Source organism: Pseudobutyrivibrio ruminis (assembly GCF_015057245.1).
GTDB classification, from domain to species: Bacteria; Bacillota; Clostridia; order Lachnospirales; family Lachnospiraceae; genus Pseudobutyrivibrio; species Pseudobutyrivibrio ruminis_E.
Genome location: NZ_SVET01000013.1, coordinates 12,404 through 35,956, shown reverse-complemented (window position 1 = coordinate 35,956; position 23,553 = coordinate 12,404). Strand labels below are relative to the sequence as shown.

At 39.8% G+C, this 23,553-nt stretch carries 21 protein-coding genes; 18 read left to right on the top strand and 3 right to left on the bottom strand.

Annotated elements, in window-relative coordinates:
* Positions 1-7 precede the first annotated feature (7 nt).
* The 12 genes from E7274_RS10825 to E7274_RS10765 all read left to right on the top strand — a co-directional run bounded on the left by E7274_RS10825 (position 8) and on the right by E7274_RS10765 (position 10,826).
* Positions 8-2,038 (top strand): oxidoreductase, encoded by a 2,031-nt coding sequence (locus E7274_RS10825; protein WP_304175876.1) that lies wholly within the window; start codon positions 8-10, stop codon positions 2,036-2,038.
* An 11-nt stretch (positions 2,039-2,049) separates the two neighbouring features.
* Entirely contained in the window at positions 2,050-2,553 is a 504-nt protein-coding gene (locus E7274_RS10820; RefSeq protein ID WP_304175875.1) for a DUF1097 domain-containing protein, read from the top strand.
* A gap of 50 nt (positions 2,554-2,603) precedes the next feature.
* Positions 2,604-3,701 carry a butyrate kinase gene (buk, locus tag E7274_RS10815; RefSeq protein ID WP_304175874.1) on the top strand — a complete coding sequence of 366 codons (1,098 nt, stop codon included), beginning with the start codon at positions 2,604-2,606 and terminating at the stop codon, positions 3,699-3,701.
* 21 nt (positions 3,702-3,722) lie between these two features.
* A complete protein-coding gene (locus tag E7274_RS10810; RefSeq protein ID WP_330598843.1) occupies positions 3,723-5,486 on the top strand; it encodes a thiolase C-terminal domain-containing protein in 1,764 nt (587 codons plus the stop codon).
* 170 nt (positions 5,487-5,656) lie between these two features.
* On the top strand, positions 5,657-5,896 hold the full coding sequence (locus tag E7274_RS10800) for an acyl carrier protein (protein ID WP_074792075.1): 240 nt from the start codon (positions 5,657-5,659) through the stop codon (positions 5,894-5,896).
* Position 5,897: 1 nt separating this feature from the next.
* Entirely contained in the window at positions 5,898-6,902 is a 1,005-nt protein-coding gene (locus E7274_RS10795; protein WP_304175873.1) for a phosphate acyltransferase, read from the top strand.
* 2 nt (positions 6,903-6,904) lie between these two features.
* The gene (locus tag E7274_RS10790) at positions 6,905-7,291 is read left to right on the top strand and encodes a holo-ACP synthase (RefSeq protein ID WP_304175872.1); all 387 of its coding nucleotides are present in this window, start codon (positions 6,905-6,907) and stop codon (positions 7,289-7,291) included.
* 133 nt (positions 7,292-7,424) lie between these two features.
* Positions 7,425-8,306 (top strand): ParB/RepB/Spo0J family partition protein, encoded by an 882-nt coding sequence (locus E7274_RS10785; RefSeq protein WP_304175871.1) that lies wholly within the window; start codon positions 7,425-7,427, stop codon positions 8,304-8,306.
* 15 nt (positions 8,307-8,321) lie between these two features.
* On the top strand, positions 8,322-8,822 hold the full coding sequence (locus tag E7274_RS10780) for an HAD family hydrolase (RefSeq protein ID WP_304175870.1): 501 nt from the start codon (positions 8,322-8,324) through the stop codon (positions 8,820-8,822).
* A gap of 27 nt (positions 8,823-8,849) precedes the next feature.
* A complete protein-coding gene (locus E7274_RS10775; RefSeq protein ID WP_304175939.1) occupies positions 8,850-9,116 on the top strand; it encodes a hypothetical protein in 267 nt (88 codons plus the stop codon).
* A 114-nt stretch (positions 9,117-9,230) separates the two neighbouring features.
* Complete coding sequence (locus tag E7274_RS10770) at positions 9,231-9,911, top strand: GTP pyrophosphokinase (RefSeq protein WP_304175937.1); 681 nt, start codon at positions 9,231-9,233, stop codon at positions 9,909-9,911.
* A gap of 60 nt (positions 9,912-9,971) precedes the next feature.
* Complete coding sequence (locus E7274_RS10765; protein WP_304175935.1) at positions 9,972-10,826, top strand: undecaprenyl-diphosphate phosphatase; 855 nt, start codon at positions 9,972-9,974, stop codon at positions 10,824-10,826.
* 602 nt (positions 10,827-11,428) lie between these two features.
* Here the strand turns inward: E7274_RS10765 and E7274_RS10760 are convergent.
* Both E7274_RS10760 and metF read right to left on the bottom strand, forming a co-directional pair.
* Complete coding sequence (locus tag E7274_RS10760) at positions 11,429-12,310, bottom strand: serine O-acetyltransferase (protein WP_304175869.1); 882 nt, start codon at positions 12,308-12,310, stop codon at positions 11,429-11,431.
* Between the two features lie 161 nt (positions 12,311-12,471).
* Complete coding sequence (gene metF / locus E7274_RS10755; RefSeq protein WP_304175868.1) at positions 12,472-13,323, bottom strand: methylenetetrahydrofolate reductase [NAD(P)H]; 852 nt, start codon at positions 13,321-13,323, stop codon at positions 12,472-12,474.
* A gap of 142 nt (positions 13,324-13,465) precedes the next feature.
* Here metF and E7274_RS10750 point away from each other — a divergent pair, with 142 nt between their 5' ends.
* The 6 genes from E7274_RS10750 to E7274_RS10725 all read left to right on the top strand — a co-directional run bounded on the left by E7274_RS10750 (position 13,466) and on the right by E7274_RS10725 (position 22,427).
* Complete coding sequence (locus E7274_RS10750) at positions 13,466-16,207, top strand: glycoside hydrolase family 3 protein (protein WP_304175867.1); 2,742 nt, start codon at positions 13,466-13,468, stop codon at positions 16,205-16,207.
* 110 nt (positions 16,208-16,317) lie between these two features.
* On the top strand, positions 16,318-17,667 hold the full coding sequence (locus E7274_RS10745; protein WP_304175866.1) for an SLC13 family permease: 1,350 nt from the start codon (positions 16,318-16,320) through the stop codon (positions 17,665-17,667).
* A gap of 73 nt (positions 17,668-17,740) precedes the next feature.
* On the top strand, positions 17,741-18,343 hold the full coding sequence (locus E7274_RS10740; protein ID WP_044935691.1) for a cytidylate kinase-like family protein: 603 nt from the start codon (positions 17,741-17,743) through the stop codon (positions 18,341-18,343).
* A gap of 22 nt (positions 18,344-18,365) precedes the next feature.
* On the top strand, positions 18,366-19,970 hold the full coding sequence (locus tag E7274_RS10735) for a response regulator transcription factor (RefSeq protein WP_304175865.1): 1,605 nt from the start codon (positions 18,366-18,368) through the stop codon (positions 19,968-19,970).
* Positions 19,967-21,415, top strand: a complete 1,449-nt coding sequence (locus E7274_RS10730) for a sensor histidine kinase (RefSeq protein WP_304175863.1) — start codon at positions 19,967-19,969, stop codon at positions 21,413-21,415. The genes E7274_RS10735 and E7274_RS10730 overlap by 4 nt, the downstream gene beginning before the upstream one ends.
* The gene (locus E7274_RS10725) at positions 21,408-22,427 is read left to right on the top strand and encodes an ABC transporter substrate-binding protein (protein ID WP_304175861.1); all 1,020 of its coding nucleotides are present in this window, start codon (positions 21,408-21,410) and stop codon (positions 22,425-22,427) included. Before E7274_RS10730 ends, E7274_RS10725 begins: the two co-directional genes overlap by 8 nt.
* Here the strand turns inward: E7274_RS10725 and E7274_RS10720 are convergent.
* Positions 22,424-23,392, bottom strand: a complete 969-nt coding sequence (locus tag E7274_RS10720; protein WP_304175859.1) for a GntR family transcriptional regulator — start codon at positions 23,390-23,392, stop codon at positions 22,424-22,426. The genes E7274_RS10725 and E7274_RS10720 overlap by 4 nt on opposite strands.
* Positions 23,393-23,553: the final 161 nt, after the last annotated feature.

Sequence of the window (23,553 nt, the reverse complement as noted above, 5' to 3'; positions counted from 1 at the left end):
AAAAACCATGAAATTTGAACACTTAATGAGTCCAATGAAAGTTGGAAATGTAACTTACAAGAACCGTATTGTAAGTGCGCCTATGGCATTCGGATTAATTGTACAGAATCCTGAGGCAAGAGATTTTACTTATCGCAAGCTTGAGAGCGGCGCAATCGGAGGTAACGCATGCGTTATCGTTGGCGAGACAGATGTTAACTTCAGAGATGCTGTTCGTATTCCAGGCTTTAGACCATTCGACTTTGCTAAGCCAGAGGAAGATATGGAAACTTTCAATGCCGTTGCAGAGTATGCAAAAAGAATCAAGAGCCATGATTGTATCGCTCTTGCAGAGCTTGTTCACTGTGGTAAGGAGAAGGTTCCTTTCAGACCAGAGGAAGAAGCAATCGGACCAGTAGAGTGCACAAACTTAGCTGGCGTTCATGTACGTGCTATGAATGAAGATGATATGGCTCGTATAGCAAATGATTTTGCTGTAGCTGCAACTTATATGCAGAAGGCAGGCTTTGACGGTGTACTTATCCATGGTGGTCACGGATTCTTATTTACACAGTTCTTAAGCCCACTTATGAATACAAGAACAGATGAGTACGGCGGATCACTTGAAAACCGTGCAAAATTCCCAATTCAGATTATCAAGGCTATGCGTGAAGCAGTAGGCCCTGACTTCCTTATCGAGCTTCGTATCGATGGAACTGATCACCAGCCAAATGGTATCACACCAGAGGAGACAGGTGAGTTTATCAGCTGGGTTGAGGATTACATTACATCTGTTCACGTAACATGTGGTATTTACGAGGATTCAGTTAAGTCTGGTACAGAAAGCTCTATGTTCCACGAGCACGGTCTTAACATTGAACCAGCTTCAATTATCAAGAAGTATACAAAGCTTCCAGTTGGTGCAGTTGGTGGAATCAACTCACCAGAGATGGGTGAAAAGGCAATCGCTGAAGGTAAGATTGATTTCATTATTCTTGGCCGTCAGATGCTTGCAGATCCAGAGTTTGCAAACAAGTGTAAGTGTGGTGAAGAGGATTGCATCAGAAGATGTTTACGCTGTTACCTTTGCTTCCCAGGTTCACCTGAGGAAGGATACACAGACTTACCATTCACAAGCGAGGAGCTTGCTCTTTATGTAGGTCATTGTAGAATCAATCCTCTTGCACATTTACCATTTGACCCAGCTACACTTCCAGCTGCAACAAAGAGCAACAAGGTTCTTGTAATTGGTGGTGGCCCTGCAGGTCTTCAGGCTGCAATCACAGCATTCGACAGAGGCCATAAGGTAACTCTTGTTGAAAAGAAGGGAAATCTTGGAGGACTTCTTTACTTCACAGATATCGATGTTGATAAGCCAGACTTACGCAACTTCAAGAACGTACTTATCCGCGAAGTTGAAAAGCGTGATATTGATGTTCGTCTTTACACAGAAGCTACACCTGAATTCGTAAAAGATTTTGGTGCAGACACAGTGATTATTGCTACAGGTTCACTTCCATCATGCCCACCTATCAAGGGTATAGAGAATGCTCATCAGGCTATGGAAGTTTATGATGGAGAACTTAAGGTTGGCAAGAAGGTTGTAATGATTGGTGGAGGACTTGTTGGTTGCGAAACTGGATTACACCTTACAAAGTTAGGTCATGAAGTAACAGTTGTTGAAATGCTTGATCGTGTTGCAAACGAGGCATTCGGTAGCTACCGTGAAGCTCTTGTTTGGGAGATGGAAAACCATGGCATGAAGACAATGCCAAAGACAAAGTGTCTTGAAATCTTACCAGATGGAGTAAGAGTTGAAAATGCAGATGGTGAACAGACACTTGAGGCAGATACAATCCTTTTTGCACTTGGTATGAAGACTGTTCCTTACGATGAATTAAAGGCTGCAGCAGGAGATGCTGAAGTATTCGTTGTTGGTGATTCTATCAGACCAGGTCAGGTTGATCAGTGTACTCGTTCTGGATATCTTGCAGCTGTTGATATTGCAAAGCCAGAAAACTTTGTAGACCACGAGTACAGAGGAATTATTGATAAATAAAGGATTACAAAATGAAGGAAAAATGGATTAATGCCTTAACATTGGCATTTACCGTTGCCTTGCTTCCACCAATATGGGCGGTTTTATCGCCCTACATTGGTGTGACAGTAGGTGCGGTAGCACTTATTTGTGCAGGACTTTTTGCATGTCTTGGAAATAACATCAAAAAAGCAATTCCAGTTTCCCTAGGATTCTTATTAGGAGATGCGTGGGCTGTTATTGCTCTTACAATAATGGCTCACAGTTCTCTTGATCCTAATCTTACACTTTATCTCACACTTTTTGTCATGGGTGGGCTCGCAGTCATCCTTGGCACAATTGGAGAAAAAGCAATATTTGTACCAGCATGGCTGGCAGGCTGGGCTATTGGTCTTACTATTATGGGACCAATGGATGTTGCAGCTGTAGGAAGTATGCCACTACAGATTGCAGCGGCTATGCTAGCTGGTGTTTGGTATGTAGGAGTTGTGGGAGATTTATTTCAAAAGATGCTTATCAAAATTTTAAAAAAGTAATGCACAACATAAATAATCATAAATCCTGAGATGAGTTTTAGGAGAATAGAATGAGTTATAAGATTTTAACAATTAACCCAGGCTCTACATCTACAAAGGTAGGTTACTTTGATGGAGATAAATTAGAGTTCTCGGTGAATGTATCACATGACGCAGCAAAGCTGGCAGAATTCGCTGGCATTAGTGATCAGCTTCCTTACAGAAGAGATTTGATTTTAGAAGAAATAAAAAAAGCAGGTATTGATCTTTCACAGGTCGATGCATTCGTTGGCCGAGGTGGTGGACTTCTTTCAGTAGAAGGTGGCACATACAAAGTCGACGAAACAATTCTTGATCATGCAAGAAGAGGAGCAAATGGAATTCAACATCCAGCGCAGCTTGGATCTCAGCTTGCAGCAGAATTTGCAAATCAGTATTCAAAACCAGCTTTCGTAGTAAATCCACCAGACACAGATGAATTTATTATTGAAGCAAGAATGACTGGTATCAAAGGTGTATATAGACAATCTCATTTACACGCTTTGAACCTTAAAGAGACAGCAATCAGACACAGTAATTTAAACGGTGTTAAATACGAAGATAAAAATTATGTAGTTTGTCATATCGGTGGAGGAGTTTCTATTTCAGCACACCGTAAAGGCAAGATGATTGACGGAAATGATATTGTTGCTGGAGATGGACCAATGGCACCAACCCGTTGTGGCTCAATACCAGCTGCACAGATGATTAGATATGCTTATGATCATCCAGATAAAAAAGAAACATTATCACTTACAACAAAGACAGGTGGTTTTGTTAGCCATTTAAATACTTCAGATGCTTTGGAGGTATTCAACAGAGCAGAGGCTGGAGATAAAGAAGCAAAATTAATCTGGGACACAATGACATACCAGATTATCAGATATATTGGCTCTATGGCAGCAGTTCTTCATGGCCAGGTAGATGGAATTCTTCTTGGTGGTGGAATGGTTCATAACAAAAAGCTTGTAGCTGATATTACAGAGGCATGCTCTTGGATTGCACCAGTAACTGCTTATCCAGGAGAGTTTGAGCTAGAAGCTATGGCTGCTGGAGCAATTCGTGTTCTTGACGGCGTAGAGGAAGCGAAGGTATACACAGGCGAACCTTGCTGGAAACCTGCGGAGTAAATTATTTAAAGGAGAATAGAGATGAATCAGACTAAGATTAATAAGTATTCAAGAAGCGTCTCAATTGTAGGCGTAAGTTGCACTCCATTTATGAATACGCTTGATAATCCAGAAACAGCTGGATTAACAGAAGGCGAAATGTTTGGATATGCAGCTCTAAAAGCAATGGAAGATGCTGGTGTTGAACCAAAGGATGTTGATTATTATTTCCATGGCCAGGCAAATCCACTTAATGGTTCAAACTATATTACACCTAATGTCCAGGTGGCAAACTGGTTTGGTATGAAGGGCAAAGGCTCTATGCATCATTCTGAGGCTTGCTGTACAGGTTATCTTGCACTTGAAATCGCAGCAAACGCAGTCGCATCAGGTAAGTATGATTGCGTACTTACAGGTGCAGTAGAATTTGGTGACGCTGTTCCTTCACCAAGCGAGAGCGTAGAGGATCCAAAGCATCCATACAAGAGAGACAAGATGACAATGGAGAAATTCCTTAAGACAACTGCATGGATTTATGACAAGACATATGCAAGACCACTTATGGCTCCAATGGAACTTATTTATGATGATTGCGCAGAGGATTATGTTAGAACTCGAGGTATCACTCCAGAGCAGATGGACGATACTCTTAACCACATGGCAATCAACAACAGACACAATGCAGTTCACAACCCACTTGCAATCACACATGAGGAGTTTGAGGACATTGCAAAGGAGAAAGGCTTCGACAATGTAATGGATTATATGAGAAGCCCATACAATCCAAAGTCTGGTGATTTCCTTAGAATGGAAGGCATCGAGCGTAAGTGTGATGGTGCAGCAGCTTGTATCGTAATTGCTACAGAAAAGATTCCTGAGCTCTGCAAGAACTTGAGACATAAGCCAATCGAAATCATTGGTATTGGTAGTGCTGCTTGTGAAGCATCAACACCTCACTTTGAAATCAACGCAACTAAGGAAGCTATTCGCCAGGTATATGAGCTTACAGGAAAGTCAGGAGATGATCTTGATATCTTCTTCGCAAACGATTTTATTATTACATCACATCTTTATGCAGCTGAAATCGCTGGATACTTACCATACGGTGAGGGATGGAAATACATTTGTGATGGAAGAACAGCATTTGATGGTGACAAGCCAATCAACACAAACGGTGGACGTACATCATTCGGACATGCACATGCAGCTTCAGGTCTTGCAGATGTTTATGAGTGCTGTATGCAGATGCGTGGTGAGTGCGGTGAGCACCAGGTTAAGAAGCTTCCTAAGACAGCAATGCTTAGAGGCTACGGCGGTTCTCAGAACGTTGCAGCTATCATGCTTGAAACAGTAGATGATTTTGAACCATCTAAGGAGCCAGCTAAGGAGTCACATCTTAAGCTTGAAAAGGTTGTTCAGACATATTACGAAGGCCTAGAGCAGGGCAAGTTGCTTGGTAGAAAATGTAAGAGATGTGGAGCAGTTGAGTTCCCACCAGTATACGCTTGTAATACTTGCGGTTGTGATGACACAGAGTGGGTTGAGCTTAGCGGTAAGGCTGTAATGAAGTCTATAGTTCTTCCAGCACCACTTTCATCAAAGCCTGAGTATAAGGAGAGAATGGGCAAATATGCTTATGGCGTTATCGAGACAGAAGAGGGCGCTGAATTTAATGGCGTAGTTATTGGAATTAGCAAGAAGACACGTCCAGAGCTTTTGGATAAGCTTCCACTTCCAGTACACGCAAAAATCATCGACAGAGATGGTGGATTCAAAACCGTAGTCTACGAATTAGACGAACAGTAATTTTATTATTTAGATGAGGCTGTGAGCGTAACAGCCGAACAGTATCTTTATTAATTAAATGAGCCTGCAGTAGACAAGCTATGATAATTCTCAAGCGGAGCTTTCTATGCGAAGCGGAGAATTCATCATGCTTGTCTGCGTAGCAGGCGGGCTATAGGAGGATTAGAACAATGGAAAGAAAAGAACTTGAGGCACAGATTATTAAGATGGTAGCACAGTGCTACAACGCAGATGAGGCAAAGCTTAGCGTAGATTCAGAATTTGGTAAGGATATTAGCGGTACTTCAGTAATGATGGTTGGTCTTGTATCAGAAATTGAGAATGAGTTAGATGCAATGATTCAGCTTTCGGATGCTGCTGCTTGCAAGACAATCGGAGATCTTGTTGATAAGGTAGAGGAAGAACTTTAATATGAGCGTACTTGATAAAATCTATGATAAGGCCAAGGCTAACCCTCAAAAGGTAGCCTTCCCAGAGGCCGAAAATGAAAAGATGATGCAGGCTGCTTATGAGTGTGGACAGGAAGGCTATATTGTTCCTATACTTGTTGGTAACTCTGCAAAGATTAAAGAACTTATAGCTGAAAGAGGCTATGATGAATCCGTATTTACGATAATAGATATCGCGGAAGAGAATTATAAGAATGAGGTTATTGCAAAGTATGTAGCCCTTCCAAATACACGTCTTAAGGAAAAAGCTTTGGGACGTAGAATGGAGAATCCTCTTTATTATGCAATGGCTATGCAGGCTGTTGGAGAGGCAGATGTTACTTTTGCAGGTATCGACAACACAACAGGAGATGTTCTTCTGGCAGGTCAGATGATTATCGGACTTAAGGAAGGCATCAGCACAGTTTCATCTATTGGACTTTGTGATATTCCTGGCTTTGAAGGAAGCGAAGGTCAGCTTCTTGCAGTTGGTGATAGTGCAGTATGTACAAATCCATCAGCTGAACAGCTTGCTGATATTGCAATTTCTGCATGTGATACAGTTAAGGGACTTCTTGATTGGGAACCAAGATGTGCAATGATTTGCTATTCAACACTTGGATCTGGTCAGGGTGAGCTTATTGATAAGGTTAAGGAAGCCCTTGCTATAGCAAACGAAAAGCGTCCTGACCTTGACATTGATGGAGAATTCCAGCTTGATGCAGCAATTGTTCCTGCAGTAGCTGCAAAGAAGGTTAACCGTGAAAGCAAGGTTGCAGGTAAGGCTAATGTACTTATCTGGCCAGACCTTAACGTAGGAAATACAGCTGTAAAACTTATTCAGCAGTTTGGTCATGCAGATGCTTATGGCCCTATGCTTCAGGGATTCAACAGTATTGTATGTGATTGCTCAAGAGGGGCACCTGTTTCAGAAATCAAGGGTAATGTTGTTATTTCTGCAGTACGTGCCATGGGACAGAAGAAGTAATTATGTCAAATGTCTTAGGGGTCGGAATAGACCTAGTTTCGATAAGTGAAATACATAATCTGGACGAAAGACTAAACGGGAGCTTCGTCCGACAAACATTTACAGACAGGGAACTGAAAGATGCAAACTCCTCGACTGACTATTATCAGTTCCTTGCTGGAAGGTTTGCTGTAAAAGAGGCTGTATACAAAGCCATATGTGGCAACTATCCAGAAATAAATTTTGATTTCAGAAATGTTGAAACCATAAGAATATCCAATGGGGCACCAAGGTTTAATGGTAATGATAATATCCTAAAGATTCTACCTCAAATTGGAGCTTCAGATATAAAAATATCAATTTCAAATCAGGGTGACTTAGTCACAGCCATAGCAGAACTAATTAAATAATTATTGTAATTAAAAGCTAACAACCAAATTTTTCGCTTGGTATGTTAGCTTTAACTTTTTCTTCACTTTTTTCTTTTTTTAGTGTGATATTATACCTCCATAGGGAGAATCAGACGAAAGTGTGAGGCAACCTATGAGCAAAAGTATTGGTGTAGCGTTTGATCAGTATATAGCCGATGACATTGCAAAATATGCTGGAGTCACAATGCCTGTTAAGGCAGGTTTTTTTAATCGTATTATGGTGACGAAAGCCATGTGCACAGATCTTCATCCCAATCCAGAGGATGAGTTTTCTATTCCATCCGTGGGACCAAGCTACCGAATTATTTCAGAATACGAAAAGAAGTACATTTATAATTCAAACCATAGTATGAATTATTTTAATGGGGAAGAGCCTATCATGGTAGAGAAAATCAGACCAGATGGATATATGATTTTAAATGGTCATCATAGATGGGCAGCAGCTCTTAAATTAGGATATGAGAAGATTCCTATTCAAGTCATAAATATGACTAGCAATGAGGAAATCAAAGATATTATTAATAATTCAAAGCATGACAAGCGAGTAACGCTGGATTTGGATGAGGTTGTTTTTTATAATTCAAATAATGGTCCAGCAGAAAAGGATTTACCATTCCCTCTTAACAAGCTTTATAAAGACAAGTTAAGATTGGGAATACCTGCTCTATTCAATATGCTGAACAAAGATGGATATGACATTTGGTTATACAGCTCAAAGTTTTATTCAAAGGAGTATTTAAGAGCATTATTTAAAAAGTATCATGTTCATGTAACAGGTATAGTGACAGGTACTTCCAAGCGTAAACAAACCGAGGAAGAAAAAAGTGAAATGCAGAATTTATATGCAAAAAAGTATTTGTTTACTTTGCATATAGATAATGATGCGGTTTTAATGATTGACAATGTGCGAAAAGATTTCCAGGATTTTACTATCGACGAAGGAGTAAACTGGTCGAAATCGGTAATGGATATCATTAAGGAAATTGATGCCTAAAATGAGGGCAAAGGGATGAATAAAAAGAAAAATCATGAGGAAAAGATGAGGGTCTCTTTCGATTTGGATGAGGTGCTGTTTGTTAATCCAAATTATATAAAGGCAGAGCCTCAGCTCAAGTTTCCTCTCAATATCATTTATAAAGAAAGACTAAGACTTGGTACCCCAGATTTAGTAAAGGAATTGCAGCAGCTGGGATACGAAGTCTGGATTTATACGTCTTCATTTAGGCCTGAGAAATATATCAAAAGATTATTTAAACACTATAATGTTCATTTTGATGGTATAGTAAATGCTCAGCGTCATCTGAAGGAAGTTCAGCAGGGAAACAAAGATATACTTCCTCAAAAACTTCCGAGCAAATACAGAATTTCTCTTCACGTAGACGATGAAACTGTGGTATGCTCTTTGGGGCCTCAGTATGGATATAGCACATATAAGCTTGAGGCAGAAGATGACAACTGGAAAGAAAAAATAATAGAAAAAGCGGAGCACATAAAGCATCTGCCGAAGTAGTGCTTTATATGTTAAAAAAGGATTAGAATAATGCGAATTTGGTTTAAATCATGGAAAGACAATCACATGCTTCACGACTATGTTGTGGAGGATGAATCGGAAGACACACGTACTCATAAAATCTTTGCGGCAGTGGATAAGGCCAGCTACGAATTTGATACAAGCAAGCCGGTGTGGCTAGATTCCACAATCAGAGAATTCAAACGTCATGGAAAAGCCCGTTTTACACAGGATAATTTTGTAGACGAAATTCCATTTGATTATTTGGAAATTCATGTATTAGAAGAAGATTAGACTCCCCGTTTTATACAATTTCAAATTTTAGAATTTGTTAATAATTTATCAGAGAAAGTATGCTATTATATAGTAGTAATAAATATGGGGAGGTGATTCATTGTGGATTTAGGTATGTTTCCAGATGACGGAGTAAATTCTTGGAACACCGTTATGCTGCTATATGAGTCAGCCATTAAAAAGTTTCGTACGAAGGTAGAGATTCTCAACGACGAATTTCAGCAGGTACATCAATATAATCCAATTGAATACATTAAAACAAGAGTAAAAACACCAGAGAGTATCGTTAAGAAATTAAAAAAGAATGGATATGAAATTTCCATTCCAAACATGATTGAACATTGTAACGATATTGCAGGTGTTAGAATAGTTTGTTCCTTTACATCGGATATTTATCAGATTGCAGAAATGATTGGTAGACAGACAGATGTTACAGTCGTTTCAATAAAGGACTACATCAAGAATCCAAAGGAATCTGGCTACAAGAGCTATCATATGCTTGTTACAATTCCTATCTACCTGTCAGATAAGACAGTTGATACAAAGGTAGAAATTCAAATCCGTACAATCGGAATGGACTTCTGGGCAAGCTTGGAGCACAAGATTTACTACAAGTTCGAAGGCAATGCTCCTGAGTACATAAGCCGTGACCTTCGTGAGTGTTCTGAAATCGTTTCAATGATGGATACAAAGATGCTTCAACTAAACAATGCAATCATGCAGACAAAGATGGAAGAGGAAGAAAAAAAACGAGAAGAGCGACTCCTCAAGAACAACTGGAAGGAAAATATATAAAAGTATATAATGAGAACTGCTGTGTATGCAGCAGTTCTTTTTAATTAATGGAGGATAATGATGATAGAAATTTTAAAAGCCATATTATTCGGTATAGTTGAAGGAATCACAGAATGGCTACCAATCAGCAGCACTGGCCACATGATTCTTTTAGATGAAATAGTAAAGCTCAACGTATCAGAAGAGTTTTACAGCATGTTCCAGGTGGTAATTCAGCTTGGTGCAATCCTTGCAGTAGTTTTGATTTTCTGGAACAGTATTTGGCCATTTGGCAAGAAAAACAACAATGCACCACTTTCAGAAAGCGGAATTGGAGCATGGATCAAAAAAGACATCTTTGTATTATGGTTCCACATTTTAGTATCATGTGTTCCAGCTGCAATTGTTGGAGTATTGTGGGATGATTTATTCGAAGAGCTTTTCTACAACTACACTACAGTAGCACTCATGCTTATAATCTTTGGTGTAGCATTTATCTTAGTTGAAAACAAAAAAGCTGGTCACACAGCCAAAATTAATGCCGTAGCCGATATCACATACACCACAGCATTCTTAATTGGTATGTTCCAGCTCATCGCCGCTATATTCCCTGGTACATCTCGTTCAGGTGCCACAATCGTAGGCGCTCTTTTGATTGGTGTTGCCAGAACAACAGCCGCAGAGTACACATTCTATCTCGCAATACCTGTAATGCTTGGCGCCAGCCTTCTCAAAATCCTAAAGTTTGGCCTCAGCTTCACAGCCATGGAAGCAGCCATCCTCATCGTAGGAATGGTAGTGGCCTTCGCCGTATCCATGTTCGTAATCAAATTCCTCATGGACTACATCAAGAAGCATGACTTCAAAGTCTTCGGATGGTACCGAATCGCGCTAGGCCTCATTGTACTAGCATGCGGTATCATCGGGGTAATATAGATGTAGGGATACCTCCCCTGGCCCCTGGCCCGCGCTATGGAGCTGTGGTGGTGTCGATTTCGCGAATATTATAGTTTTTCTTAGCACAAAAGGAGAGCATACTGCAGGTGTCTTGTTGCGGGATGAACCTTTTGGAGATTTGTATGTTCTAGTACGGACACTTTAGTTTATCTGCATGGATTTCCAAAGTTATGGTTCCTTGGATTCATATTCCATTTGCTAAGAATAATTAAAAAACAGGTTTTGTATATATAAGCACCGCCCTTTAACTCAGTCCATTTCGTTGTCGGGCTCTCGGCGCCGTCCATGGCGCCTCATGCTTACATATTACAAAACCTGTTTTTATTATTCTAAGCTCATTCCAAAATCACCCAAGGTAACCATGACTTTTGAAATCCATACTAGCTCAATTATATGTGTGTCCGTAACTAGAAATACAAATCGACAAAATGTACAGACCTGCAAAAGACACCTGTAAATAAAGTATGCTCTCCTTGTGCTTTAGAAAAACATAATATTCATGCGATGACACCACCACAGCTCCATAGCGCGGGCCGGGGTCAGGGGAGGTGTCCCCCGCTTATTACACCCCGATGATGCCGTTACTTTACGTCGTAGTAGATGCGGGATTCGGGTGGTACGGATTCGGTGATGAAGGTTGAGCCTCCGATGATGGAATCGTGCCCGATTACGGTGTCACCTCCAAGGATTGATGCGTTGGAGTAGATTGTTACGTTGTCTTCGATGGTAGGGTGTCTGCGGACACCGCGAAGGCATTGGCCGCCGCGAGTTGAAAGGGCTCCAAGGGTGACGCCCTGGTATACTTTTACGTTGTTGCCGATGACTGTTGTTTCTCCGATTACGATGCCGGTGCCGTGGTCGATGAAGAAGTATTCACCGATTGTTGCACCTGGGTGAATATCGATACCTGTGTTTGAGTGTGCGTACTCAGTCATGATACGTGGAATGATAGGCACTCCAAGTAAGTATAGCTCGTGGGCAAGACGATAGATTGTGATTGCTAAAATGCCAGGGTAAGCAAAGATGATTTCATCGATGCTTGTAGCGGCAGGGTCGCCGTCGTAGGCAGCCTGCAAATCTGTGTCGAGAAGTGCACGAACATGAGGAATTTTCTTGAGGAATGCTAATGAAAGTTCCTCAGCCTTTGTAGTGCAAATCTCATCACCACAACCGTCAAATATAGAGTTGTAGCAAAGTACAAGTGAAATCTGCTTGTTAAGATTGTAAACAACATCCTCCATAAGAGTGTTGATGTTGGTTTCTACGTTGTAGACCTTGTATACGTGATCACGATAATAGCCAGGATAAACAACTCGAAGAAGCTTCATTGTGATGTCGATGATGCTGTCTTTGTTTGGCTGATGATATGTATCAAGTTTATCTATAGCTCTGTCGGATTTGTAATCCTTCATGAGCTCTTTTGTAATTTCGAGCATTTCCTGCTCTATCTTTTTTCCATCCATAATAGTACCCCCGTGGTATCGTAAAATGTAAATCTATTGTATCACATTTAATAGCATGTAGCTAACAAGGTATAGTGTTACTCAAGGGAAGCGTGATTGCTGACCGGAGTAATACCTAGGCTTGAGAGCGTAACATGCGTAGGTTTTAGAAGAACTTGGTTTTAGATAGATTTACAGATTTCTGCTGTCATCTTAGGTTTGTTCATACAGTAGATGTGGATGTGTCCTACTCCGCATTTACGAAGGTCTCTAATTTGGTCGATTGCGTATTCAATGCCGGCTTTTCGCATATCTTCTGCAGACTCTCCATATCTTGCACAGATGTCAGCTAATTTCTTTGGTACAGATGAGCCTGCAAGTGTGACTGTAGATCCAATCTGTTTTGCAGATGTAATAGGCATAATTCCGGCAACTACAGGAACTGTGATGCCAGCTTTGTCTGCACGCTCATTGAAGCGATAAAAATCTGCGTTATCAAAGAATAACTGGGAGATAAACATCTTTGCTCCCATATCCTGCTTCATTTTCATGAATGCTAAATCAGAATCCATAGACATTGCTTCTGGATGCTTTTCGGGATAGCAAGAAGCTGAAATATCCAGCTTTGTGTTTTCATTTAAGAAACGTATTAAATCAGTAGCATGTGGAAAAACACGTTGATTGAATTGTTCGTCAGACATGTCGCGAGGTTTGTCACCGCGAAGTGCAAGCACATGATTGACCCCTGCTGCTTCTAAATCGCGTGTTACTGCAAGAATGTCTTCTGAAGTAGAACCGACACATGTCATATGAGCCATAGCGTCTGTGTGTAATTCGTTCTGAATATAAGAAGCAATTTCTACTGTTTTCTTTGAACGGCTTCCACCGGCACCATAAGTAACGCTTATGAAGTCTGGCTTTAATTCAGAAAGTGAGTCTAGTACCTTGTAACAATTTTCGAATTCATCGTCCTTCTTTGGAGGAAATACTTCAAAAGATAGAGATGAATCATTAGCAAACATATCTTTAAACATAAAAATCTCCTATAAACTAGCCAAAGTTAACAATTTAGACACATATTTTAAATAAAAAGATAGTATCATATTCACTAACGAAAAAAAAGCTTTTTGTGGGGATAATAAGGGAAAAAATTGTTGATTTTGGGAGTATTACATTATGGCCATCAAACGTTTAAGGGGAGTGTTTTCTAAAACCAGCAAAATGCAATTTCCTGAACACAGAGATGTAGTTCGTGGATTAGGCGCAGACGGTATGGTGTTGCTTAAAAACAGCGGAATTTTACCAATGAATAAGGGCAATGTAGCGTTGTTTGGTGCAGGTGCAGTAGACACAATTTTTTGTGGTCTATACTTCAACTACGTATTTACGGATTCGACTGTAAACGTTAAAGAAGGTTTGCTTAATAACGGATTTACGTTAACTACCGACAGCTGGCTGAGTAAGATGGAAAAGGCGGTAAAGCTTAACGACAAAAAGGAGAAGCAGGTAGCGAAGAAGGGGTTGGCCTTCGAGGGGAAACGTTGCTGCACTCCAGAGGTACCTATTTCTGTTGCAGATATGGCAGAAGCAATATTAGGTACTGATACGTGTATATATGTAGTACGACACGGAATTATAAGTGAAGGTGAGGAAGGTAGTGAAAATCAATACCAACTCACAGAAACGGAGCTTAGCAATATCGGATTGATTGCCAGCTCTTTCAAAAATGTAATTTTAGTTATTAATTCCGGAATGCTGGAGCTTTCATCTGTTGCAAGGATGAAAAGCATTAAGGCTATTATCTATATGGGTGTGCCTGGCATGGAAGCAGGCAACTCATTAGCTGATGTATTGACGGGCGCAGTAAATCCAAGCGGTCGCCTTACTGTAACGTGGGCTAAAAAGTACAAAGATTATTCGACTTGCTATAGCCCATCAGTTTTAAACAAATCGGCAAAATCAAATGAAATCGATTATAAAGAAGGTATCTTTGTGGGATACCGTTATTTTGATGCATTTGATGTGACACCTCTATTTCCTTTTGGCTTTGGTCTAAGCTACACATCCTTTGATATGGAATTAGAATACTTAGAAGCAAGCTGGATGGCTGTTGTATTGCGTGTAAAAGTTACGAATACAGGCGAATGCGCAGGACGTCAGGTTGTTCAGTTGTATTGCAGCCAGCCTCAGGGAAATATTGAAAAGCCATATCAGATTCTTTCAGGATTTGGCAAGACTGGAAAGCTTAAACCAGGTGAATCTGAAGAAATGACAATAAAGATTCCAATAATGGAATTGTGCTCATTTGATGAGGAAAGCACCGCATGGGTAATGGAAAAGGGAGACTATCTCTTTAGACTAGGTTCAAATTCAAGAGATACAAAGCTTTGTGCTAAGGTTGTTCTAGATAGAATGACTATTATCAAAAGAGTTACAAATGTTATGGAACCTACAAAGGAATTGAAATTCCTATCACCATCTCCTAGAGCAGAGGAAGATACAGGCTATATAAAGGTAGCTTCATTATCAGGGGATGATTACAATTCAGAAAATAAATATGTTCCGGTAAAACAGGAGGTTACAACCTATCTTACAGAAGGTAGCAAGTATGTTTCTTATGTAAATGAGAATTCATATAGCATGCCTACTAGGGTTCATGAAAATCTGGAGTATATCAAACCGTGTGGCTCAACAACATTGTTTGATGTTATTAAAAATAAAGTATCGATGGAGGAATTTGTTTCTTCATTATCACCGGAAGTATTAGCCCGCATAGTGGCTGGCGAATGTGGTGAGTCAAAAGTAGAAAGCGAGAATCGCTTCAATTTTGATATTATTCATGAAAAGAATAAGCTTGGAATATCCGCAAGAACCACATCACAGTTTGCAACTACACTTGGTATTCCAGGGGTAACATTTGCTGATGGGCCATCAGGTTTAAGAATCGAAGGGGTGGCATGCACATGTTTTCCTTCGCCTATGAATATGGCCCAGACCTGGGATATGTCTGCAATGATTCGTATGGGTAGAGTGTATGGAAGGGAGATGGAATACTACAATATAGATTATTGTATTGCACCAGCTCTTAATATTCACAGAAATCCTATGAGAAATAGAGCCTATGAATTTTATTCTGAGGACCCTTCGCTTGCAGGAATACTTGGCGCGGGATTTGTTATTGGCGTTAAGAGATATGAAGGCCGAGATGTCATTATGAAGAATGTGGCCACTTATAATCAAGAAAGTGGTACTTCGGATGTAAATATTAATGTATCAAGACAGGCTTTTGGCGAGCTTTATCTTCGCCCATTCTCTGCTTGCCAAATGGTAGCTGCACCAGCAGGTCTGTTAAATTCTGGTAACAAGATTAATGGACTTTATGCTTCATCCCAAAGAGGATTGAATACAGATATTATTAAAAGCGACTGGGGTTCTACTGGAATGGTACTTTCAGATTGGGCTTCTAAATCAGAAAAGGCTTATGATTTGCATGCAGGTTGTGATTTGATTATGCCAGGCTTCGATCCAGATCATATTCTTGAAGCAATGATTAAAACAGCTCCTACATTTGAGGCAGATGGATATGTAACTGTTGTAAACAAGAATTATGTTTATAATGAGCCAATGATTACATACGAAAAATGGGGGTCATTCCTTTTGGATAAGAGTGGCGATGCGCAAGTATCAATAGTAGTCGCTGCTGATGCTCAGATAAGTGAAAAGGTATTATCACTTGAAAAGCAAGGTCTCTGCAGTATAAAAACACAGGATGACGGAAGCAGACTGATTACCTATAAAGGTATTGATAGAGGTGCATATCTTGCACTTGGAGAATTACAACAGGCCGTTATTAATATTTTGGGTACTATAAAGAATTCTGCATCAATGAAAAAGTTGATGGAAAACGCTATAAATTAGCATTTTTTACTTTAAAAATAATACAGCCTAATATAAAATAAAAAATGTCGTGGGCAATTATATATTGTCCACGAGTTTTATTTATTTTAATTAAAGAAAGGGAGTATTATATGTTAGCAGAAATACTAGCTATAGTAATTTTTATTTCTATGTTTGTGCTTATTGTTTGGGATAGATTTCCTAAGCATTACGTTACTCTTGGGTGTGGAGCCCTTACCAGCATTTTTGTTTTTGGTGTTGGAATGAGAAGCGTAGAGGCATTTGTTAACACTCTGGCGATAGGAGGTATTTTCAAACCATCTTTCTGGTATGAAGCAGGAGAATCTGCGGAGCAGACTTCAGGCGTCAACTGGGCTACAATCATTTTCCTTTGGGGAATGATGATCATGGTTGAAGGAATGGCAGAAGCAGGATTCTTTGATTGGCTTTGTCTCAAGATTGCAAAGCTTGCCCACTTTGAGCCAGTTAGAATATTCGTTGCATTTATGATTCTTTCATCTGTACTTGCAATGTTCATCGATTCAATTACAGTAATTTTGTTCCTTGCAGCAGTTACTATCAGATTGGCGAGAACACTTAAGTTCAACCCAATTCCAGTTATCATGGCAGAAATCTTTTGTGCCAACCTAGGCGGAAGTGCCACTATGTGTGGAGATCCACCAAACATTATCATTGGTACATCATTGGGATTTTCATTTTCAGATTTCGTAATGAACACAGGTGCAATTGGTGCAGTTTCACTTGTTATCATCGTTCTCTATTTCTATTTCACAATGAGAAATAGATTACAGGATCCAGCAGACAAAGTTGATCCAGCAACTATCGATGTTGAAATTAAAATCGATAACATGAAAGATTTCTTAACAAGCACAATCATTTTTGCAACAGCAGTTGTATTGCTTGTAACACATGCTACAACAGGACTTACAGTAGCATTCATCGGTACATTTATTGCAATCATCACACTTGCAACTTCAGGTCGCAAGGCATGGACTCTTCTTAAGAGAGTTGACTACCACACATTATTATTCTTCATTGGATTGTTTATTGTAGTAGGTGGTCTTGAGGAGACAGGTGTACTTGTTGTCATAGCAGAATTTATTGCAAAGGTATCAGGTGGAAATGCTTACCTCATGATTGCAATTATCCTTTGGGTAAGTGCTTTTGCATCAGCATTCATCGACAACATTCCATTCTCAGCAACAATGATTCCAGTTATCCGTACATTGGCTGCTACAACAGGTGTTGATTTGTCTACAATGGCATGGACACTTGCAATCGGAACAGATATCGGTGGAAGCATGACACCAATCGGTGCCAGCGCAAATGTTGTTGGTATATCTACAGCAGGTAAGGAAGGTTATCCTATCAGCTGGGCTACATACTGTAAGGAGCTAGTTCCAGGAACAATCATCGTTCTAGCAGTATCCATGATCAGCATTTTTGTAAGATATTTCTAAAGCTTATAAACTCGACTTCTTTGCTTGAATCAATTAGAATATAAGTATAAATCAATACTGAAGGAGGAAACTTATGGGGCAGTTTATTATTTCAGTAGGTAGAGAGTACGGAAGCGGTGGACACGAAATTGCTTCCAGATTGGCGGAAAAGTTTAATGTACCACTTTACGACCGCAACATGCTTGATCAAATGGCGGAAAGAAATGGTATAGATGCTGAGGAGCTTCACAAGCACGAAGAAACCAAGCGTCAGGGATTAACCAGGACAGTTAGGGGACATTCTTCAAGTGTGCAGGATCAAATCGCACAGCTTCAGTTCGACTTCATCAGAAACAAGGCAGAAAGCGGAGAAAGCTTTGTTGTAGTTGGACGTTGTTCAGAAAATGTATTGAGAGATTTTCCTGGACTTATTTCTATTTTCGTTAGAGGTGAAGAGGAGGCAAAGACAGAACGTATCTGTCGATTGTACAAATTAAATAAGCTTGAAGCCAAAGCAAAGATGTTCAGACATGATAAAAAACGTAAGGCATATCACAACTACTATTCAAAAATGAAATGGGGCGACAGTAGAGGATATGATTTCTGCGTGAATAGCTCGCTTATGGGTGTAGAGGCAACAGCGGACGCCTTGTACGCAATGATTTCAGAGTATTTAAAGAACAAAGCAGAGCAGTAAAGTTTAGGGGATATGGGGAATAATGTATAGTGTTTTTTTAGTTGAGGATGAGATTGTCATTCGAGACGGATTAAAGGCCAGCTTCCCATGGGAGCAATATGGCTTTGCATATGTTGGTGATGCCGCCGATGGGGAGGTGGCGTTGCCTCTTATTAGGCAGACAAAGCCTGATGTGTTAATCACAGACATCAGGATGCCTTTCATGGACGGAATCTCTCTGTCCAAAATGATCAAAAAGGAACTTCCAAACACAAGAATAATTATCATCAGTGGTTTCGATGATTTTTCTTATGCCCAGGAGGCAATCAGCATTGGCGTAGATAATTATCTTTTAAAGCCTATTACAAAGGATAAGCTTGGAGATGTTATGAACGATGCCAAAAGTAAGCTTGATAAAGAAAATGAGCGAGACAAATATCTAGATCAATTCAAAGCGGAAAGTCAGGAATACGAACAGTTCGCCAGAGTCAGATTTTTTAATCAATTGGTTAGTGGAACTATGTCCGTATCTGAGGTTTATGAGAAGTCTGAGGAGCTTGGTCTTTCGTTGGACACTACTCATTACAACCTGGTTCTTTTGGATTTTACCCCAATGACAGGAATGCATACAGCACCAGTGTATTCAAAGCACATGGCTCGTTTGTCAGAACAGCTGATGCAGTATCTAAAATGCTGCCCAGAATACATTGTGTTCCATTGGAATATGGATACTTATGCAATTATTGTTAAGGGCGATGAATCCACAATCGAAAGTAATACAACTAATTTAATAGAAAATATCAATCGTAGATGTATGGTCTATGATGACGAAATACATTGGTATTTGGCACAAAGTGGTGTGATAACTAGACTGTCGGAGTTTGCAAAAGCCTGTCAGCAAGCAAACAAACGACTTAGCTGTCGATTTATTAATCCGGATGGTCATATCTTCACAGAGCAGGATGTAGAGTCTATGCGTTCATTTGGCGAGGATAGTGCAAACACAATCGACCAGCGACTTGTCATGCTTTTCCTTGAAAACGCCGGCGAATCTGAGATAGATGATTTCCTTGATAACATTGTAAATCAGCAGACGAAAAGTGCATTGAGTTCTAGCATATTCTGTAAATATTTTGCTATGACTATGTACATGTGCGTTTGTGATTATCTGAAAAAACTTGGGGTGGATTCGGATAATGTTTTGGATTCAAGCACAAGAGGAAACTTGGAAAAGGTTACAAGTGACTCAGTATTGAATGTTGTTTCAGATATGTTTAGAGCGGCTATTGCAAAGAGAAAGGATTTGGTAGGCAACCAGTCAAAGTCACAGCTTTCTGCGGCAATTAATTATGTAAACGAGCATTACTGTGATTCAAGCTTGAGCCTTAATGAGGTGGCGAAAGAAATAAATATTTCTCCTAGCTATTTGTCTGCAATGTTCTCAAGAGAAAATAAAACTACCTTTGTTGAATACATTACATCAAAGCGCATGGAGCATGCCAAGGAATTGCTTTTAAATAAAAAGGAGAAGACCTCTGCAGTTGCGGAAAAGGTGGGCTATAAGGACCCACATTACTTTAGTTATATTTTCAAGAAAACTTATGGAATTAGCCCTAAGGAATTCAGAGCGAAAGGGCAGGGAGTATGAGTGCTGAAGTAACAAACAAAAAACAAAAGCCTTCAATGAGCGTTATGCTTAGAAGGTTAATAGTGGTTATTTTTGTACCTATGAGTATCGTAATTGCGGTACTCATAGGTCTCTTATGTTGGAATGCTTTTCAATACAGAACAATTCTTCATAATGTTACAGCTGCGTCTGCATTCAACCAGGATTTCAAAAGTGATGTAGATTTAAAGATGTTCTATTACGTTAGTGATAGTGCCTATGCAGATGGAAAGCCAACAGAAGAGGTTGAAAAAGCTAGGGAGCTTGCGGAGCGTCTTTTAGAGCAAACCACAGAAAAAGATAGTATTGATTCCATAGAGTCGGTGCGAGATTTGTGCATAACCTTGGAAACCAGAATGGAAGAGGTGGATAATGCTGAGACTTATGATGAGGGAATGACTCAGCTGGAAAACAATATCTACATTCTGACAGATCTGATTCAGACATACATGTACGATTATTTATATTATGAATCAGTTCATCTTAGTGAGCTTCAGGAAGAGATTACCACACAGGTTGAGTACATTCTTATAGGAACAGTTGCACTGTTCGTAATAGTGGTGTTCCTTATTATCTTTTACGTTGCAAAGACTACAGAAGCTATCACTTCACCTCTCACAAAGCTGGCAGGTCGCGTGAACGATATTACAAAAGGGGATTTCGAACCAAAGACTCCTGTTGACGCAGCTCCGGCAGAAATACAAACTCTGTCAGATGGTTTTGAGGAGATGGTTGGAAAGCTAAATACTCTTATTCAGGAAAATAAGAGGGCTGAGCGAAGAAAGCGACATGCAGAGCTTGAACTTTTGCAGGCTCAGATTAATCCTCATTTTTTGTATAATACTTTGGATACAATCATCTGGTTAATCGAGGCTGATAAAAAAGAAGAGAGTATAAAGATGGTTAGTGATCTTTCTGATTTCTTCCGTTTTTGCTTAAGCCGAGGAAAGGATATCATCTCTCTTCAAGAGGAAGAAAAGCATGTCCTCAGCTACCTGGCAATTCAGAAAACCAGATATCAGGATAGAATGGATTATCAGGTAAATATACCTGAAAGTCTTTATGGGTATTCAGTACCAAAGCTTACGCTTCAGCCACTTGTTGAAAACAGTATTTATCATGGAATAAAGCTTCAGCGCGAGAAGGGCTCAATAAAAGTTGAAGCGGTGGATTTGGATGACAGAATTGAGCTTGTAGTAAAGGACAATGGTGCGGGCATGACGGAAGAACGATTGCAGGAGATGAGGGCTGCAATCGTAAATGGGGAAAAGATAGGATTTGGTCTTCGCACAGTTCATGAGCGAGTGCAGCTTTTGTTTGGAGAGGAATATGGACTTACAATTTCCAGCACAGAGGGAGTTGGAACCACAATCACTGTAGTCATTCCAAAACAGAAGCATGATGAGAAGGGGATAATCAATGTTTAGGAAAAAGAGGGTTTTAAGCTTTATATTGGCTTGTATAGTCATGGCAACTTTTATCGGCTGCGGAGCCTCAAAAAAGACTGAGGAGGCAGAGGATGAAAGTTCGGACTTAATAGTGGTGGGCTTTTCTCAGCCAGGTGCAGAATCAGCATGGAGAGTGGCGCTGACTGATTCAGTCAAAGAATCTTTTTCAGAGGCGAAGGGCTACAAGCTGATTTATAAGGATGGCCAGTCAAAGCAGGATAATCAGATTCGTGATATTCGTACTTTTATCCAGCAAGGCGTGGATTACATCATTCTTAGTCCTATAGTGGAAACGGGATGGGACACTGTTTTATCAGAAGCAAAGCAGGCAGGCATTCCTGTAATTATCTGCGATAGAAATGTAAATGTATCAAATGAAGCTTTATACACAGCATTCGTTGGCTCAGATTTTAAATCCCAGGGAGAAGCTGCAGTAACATATTTGGAAAAGTTGTATGATTCTGATGGTGATGGAGTGACTGAGGATTTAAATATAGTCCACATTCAAGGCACACTGGAATCATCGGCCCAGTTAGGTAGGTCCAAGGCTTTGGAAAAAGCTATAGAAGAACACGACAACTGGAACATCGTTGCGGAAGACTGCGGTGAATTTACAAAAGCTAAAGCTAGAGAAATAATGGAAAACACATTGGAAGAAGTGAATGCCAGTGACATTGATGTGCTTTATTGCGAAAACGATGAAGAGGCAATGGGCGCTATCGCAGCGCTTAATGAAGCTGGTGTGGAATATGGTGTGGGAAGTAAAATTACCGTAGTTTCCTTTGATGCTACAAAAAATGCCTTGGAGCTTTGTATGAATGGTCAGATAAATTTTGTAGTGGAATGTAATCCTCTGCAGGGGCCATATTTGTACAACATAGTTAATATGTTAAATCAGGGCAAGACGGTTCCTAAAATAACTTATGTTGATGAGAATACCTTTACACCTGATGAATTGACAGAGGACTACATTCAAAATAGAAAATATTAATTAGCCTTAAATGGAATGGTGACAGATTTGCTGTTGCCATTCTTTTTTATTTCCATAATCGCGTTAGCACATTCCTTGCCCAATGATTTGGAAGGGGTCAAGCTTGATGTAAAAATTGGAAATGTGCCATCTCCGGTGATGTTTGGATCGTCCACATAAACAGCTGATACTGTATCGTACGCATATTTTAAAAATCGATTTATACCAGCATTGGTACGAGAGTTAACACCCTGTGGATCGTGGTAGTTACAAAAATGAAAACTGTTATCCATTATTTCAAGATTGGCATCTCGGATGGCATCGGTGAAACCAGAAAATGCCTGGATGGAAGAATAGTTGTCATTAATAAAAATACCGCCAAGCTTTTTATGACCACGATTAATAAGGTGACGGGCCATCTGGTAGCCTCTGCCGTAATTATCTACAGAGATAATTACAGGATTATAAATAGTAGAAGGTGCATTATCTATAAAAACAATAGGAAGCTGGCGTTTGCATTGAAGCTGAAGCAAATCGGCATTTGTGGATGGAAAATTAGAACGAGCCATCATAATAATCAGCCCTGCATAAATATCATTCATAAGAAGCTGCAGGTATTGGCGCTCAAGCTGATAGCTGTTTTGTGTGCTATGAAATTCCACTTCAAAACCATTTTTCATAAGCATAGAACTAATATCAGAAAAAACATCAGTGAAAACCGCATCCTTATTGTTTGGCAAAAGCACCATTACAGTTTTGCTTTTGGAATTGTCGCTTTTGGCGATTACCGTATTTCCGCTACCCCAATGTTTATCGATGATTCCCTGTTCTACCAGAAGGTCCAAGGCCTGTCTTACAGTGGAACGGCTGACATTATATTCTTTTGCCAATTCTACCTCAGTGGGAAGCTTTGAACCGATAGGGTATTTATTTTCCAGAATGTCATTGTTTAATTTATTTTTTAATGAAATATATTTTGGAATCATAAAATTTCACCTTTAATCATAAGAGTTTCCACGTTATCTATAAAAATTCTAACATATGTCAATGAAAATTGGTATGAAATTTATCAATAGTGAAAACATACCAATCATAAATTTTCCACATTTAATTCAAAAAAATTTCACGGTGAAAACGAATATTGGGG